This is a genomic window from Amycolatopsis dongchuanensis, assembly GCF_039542405.1.
Classification (GTDB): domain Bacteria; phylum Actinomycetota; class Actinomycetes; order Mycobacteriales; family Pseudonocardiaceae; genus Amycolatopsis_E; species Amycolatopsis_E sacchari.
This window is the reverse complement of record NZ_BAABIB010000136.1, coordinates 1-2,618: the sequence shown is the minus strand read 5'-3', so window position 1 is coordinate 2,618 and position 2,618 is coordinate 1. Positions and strand designations below refer to the sequence as shown.

The following is a 2,618-nucleotide window of genomic DNA, read 5'->3' as shown; positions in this document are numbered from 1 at the left end:
CGCCGACTGACTGCAACACCAGCCCCACCAACCACAACACGAGTTACGAGACATCCCTTAGCCCTCATGCGATTCACGGACGCTGACGAGTTCCTCGGCGCCGAGATCGTCGACGACCCAGCCGTGATCGTTCAACACAACTACTGGCGGGATGCCGCCTGGCACTACGCCACCAAACGAGATGAGTTCGCACCTGGGTAAGACCGCCAGTGCAGCGGTCATGCAGGAAGCACGGCGCGCACTCGGCCAACGGCTCCGCGAGCTCCGCATTGAGGCCGGCCTGACCGGCCAGCAGCTCGCGGAGCTTTTGTCATGGCCGCCGTCGAAAGTCTCCAAGCTCGAGAACGCTCGGCAGACCCCGACCGAGAACGACCTGAGGGCGTGGACGCGAGCAACCGGCCGCGAGGATCTCGCCGAGGCTCTCCTCGTCTCGCTCCGCACCCTTGAGTTGCAATATACCGAGTGGCAACGGGTGCTCAAGTCCGGCCTGCGTCATCACCAAACCAGGCTGTCCACACAGGATCACCAGACCCACTTCTACCGGGTGTTCGAGAACACCGTCGTCCCCGGGCTACTCCAAACCCCGGCCTACGCTCGTGCCCGGTTCGAGCAAGCCCGGCGGCTCTACCAAACGGTCACCGACGTCGACGAGGCCGTACAGAGCCGCCTGCAGCGGCAAGGCGTGCTGTACCGCCCAGACAGGCGGTTCCACTTCGTCCTGACCGAAGCCGTGCTGCGCTACCGCCTTGGCTCGCCCGCAACCATGCTCGGCCAGCTCGACCGGCTCACGTCGCTCTCAGCCCTGCCGAACGTCAAGCTCGGCATCATCGGCTTTGACGCCCTCTACGGTATCGATCCCCGCCACGGCTTCTGGTTGCTCGACGACGACGTCGTGCAAGTCGAGACCTACTCAGCGGAGCTGAACCTGCGGCAGCCCCAGGAAATCCAGCTATACAGCCAAATCTTCGCGCAACTGGCCGCACCTACGGTCGCCAGCTACGGTCGAGGCGCCCGGACCCTGATCATGCGGGCCATCGACGACCTTGCGCCTGATCCTGCGCGAGATGGCTCGTAGTTTCGATCTTCACGGCATCGTGCGAGGACTTCGAGAAAGCGCGGGAAAGCTCCTCGACCCGCGCCTGACCGCGTCCATACGCTCCTGCTCAGGACCGCTCCGCTGGTCCAGATCTCAAAGTCTGCAGGAGAAAGCTATGAGTACGCCAGCATTCCGAACTGTTCCGCCGTACCCGCACGTGCGCCGGGTGCCCACGCGATGACCGTACGAGTTCGCGAACAATCCGGGGCCACCAACGAGCAACCACCACCTCCTGACCCGGCCGCCCTGCTGGAACAGGCCGTTGCGCTGGTAGCTCGGCTGCACCAGGTCGCCACGCGCGTAACCGAGCTGGGCAACCAGCATCGCCGGCTCGCGAGTGAGCTGCTGCTGTTCGGCGACCAGCTGCACGAGTTCGCCGCCGACGTCCAGGAACTGGCCGACCACCAGGAGACCACGGGTCCCGTGTCCGTGGACGCTCCCGAGTCAGGTAAGGGAAGCCATGACACCCCATGAGACGGGGCGGGCTGTGAGCGTTCGTCTACTTCGGACTGTGAAGCCTCGGCTGGTGCTGGCCGACCCGCGCCCCCGACCGTCAGAACCCGCCACCAGCGAGCGAGTCATGACCGACTTCAACCCTGAGGACGTGCCGCCGGGCTACCTCTACGAACACGTGGCGGCGCACCTGGCCGCCCGCATCACCTCCGGCGAGCTGGCACCGAACACCGCCTTGCCATCGGAACGGCGGCTGGCCTCCGAGTACGGTGTCTCCCTCGGCACCGCCCGCCACGCCACCCGGCTCCTGCGCTTCCGCGGGCTGGTCATCACCGTGCGCAGCAAAGGAACCTACGTCGCCGACCGGCGGATCTGGCCCCAACTCCCTACAGCTGACAAAGAGGTCTGAACCGCCGTGAACGACGCTGCCCACCACAACCTCAACACCCGACTCCGGCGCATCGACCAGGCCGTCGAGGCGGCGACCGCCGACCTCCTCCGACACCGGCACAACGAGCGCGCCCTCGACGACCTCGTCGTCGTCGGCCGTCGCCTCCTGGAGCTATCGGTCGACCTACTCTCCCATGCCCCTGATCTTGACCTGGCCGAGCTGGACAACGCCTTAATGGGCGTCGTCGCGGCCACCCTCGACCGGCCCGCCACCCCACCAGACCTACCGCACCGCCGCGTGCGGCTACTCCGCCTCGGCCCACTGACGCTCACCGTCATTACCGAACGAAGCCACGTTCCCGAACCGGACGACAAGGAAGGCCTCGCATGAGCCAGCTGCTCCGGTATTGGCATGCACGGCCAGCCCTGCGCGAACTCGGCCACCGCGTGCACCAACGCCGTAAGGCCCTGGGCCTGAGCCGCCGTCAGCTGGCCCAGCGCTCCGACGTGTGGTCGCCCCAGGTGTGGCTCCTGGAACGCGGCCTCAAGTCCGGGCCCGTCGAGAAGCTGGTTCTCGTCGCCACCGCCCTGGAGCTGGACTCCAGCGAACTCGTTCGGGGCCTAGGTGTGATGTTCAGGGACGTTGTCCCGGGTTGAGGTGACCGTTGGCGGCCTGTCG

The 2,618-nt window shown here is 66.3% G+C and carries 6 protein-coding genes; all 6 read left to right on the top strand.

What is annotated here, in order from left to right; all coding sequences use genetic code 11:
• The first annotated feature begins 66 nt into the window (after positions 1-66).
• The 6 genes from ABFX51_RS33000 to ABFX51_RS32975 all read left to right on the top strand — a co-directional run bounded on the left by ABFX51_RS33000 (position 67) and on the right by ABFX51_RS32975 (position 2,596).
• Positions 67-201, top strand: coding sequence for a DUF6879 family protein (locus tag ABFX51_RS33000; protein WP_346056067.1), 135 nt, complete (start codon positions 67-69; stop codon positions 199-201).
• Positions 202-220: 19 nt separating this feature from the next.
• The gene (locus ABFX51_RS32995; RefSeq protein WP_346056066.1) at positions 221-1,075 is read left to right on the top strand and encodes a helix-turn-helix domain-containing protein; all 855 of its coding nucleotides are present in this window, start codon (positions 221-223) and stop codon (positions 1,073-1,075) included.
• Between the two features lie 198 nt (positions 1,076-1,273).
• Positions 1,274-1,570 carry a hypothetical protein gene (locus ABFX51_RS32990; RefSeq protein ID WP_143249964.1) on the top strand — a complete coding sequence of 99 codons (297 nt, stop codon included), beginning with the start codon at positions 1,274-1,276 and terminating at the stop codon, positions 1,568-1,570.
• 106 nt (positions 1,571-1,676) lie between these two features.
• On the top strand, positions 1,677-1,958 hold the full coding sequence (locus ABFX51_RS32985) for a winged helix-turn-helix domain-containing protein (protein ID WP_091514016.1): 282 nt from the start codon (positions 1,677-1,679) through the stop codon (positions 1,956-1,958).
• A gap of 6 nt (positions 1,959-1,964) precedes the next feature.
• Positions 1,965-2,330, top strand: a complete 366-nt coding sequence (locus ABFX51_RS32980; protein ID WP_091514018.1) for a hypothetical protein — start codon at positions 1,965-1,967, stop codon at positions 2,328-2,330.
• Positions 2,327-2,596 (top strand): helix-turn-helix domain-containing protein, encoded by a 270-nt coding sequence (locus ABFX51_RS32975; RefSeq protein WP_346056065.1) that lies wholly within the window; start codon positions 2,327-2,329, stop codon positions 2,594-2,596. The genes ABFX51_RS32980 and ABFX51_RS32975 overlap by 4 nt, the downstream gene beginning before the upstream one ends.
• The last annotated feature ends 22 nt before the right edge of the window (positions 2,597-2,618 follow it).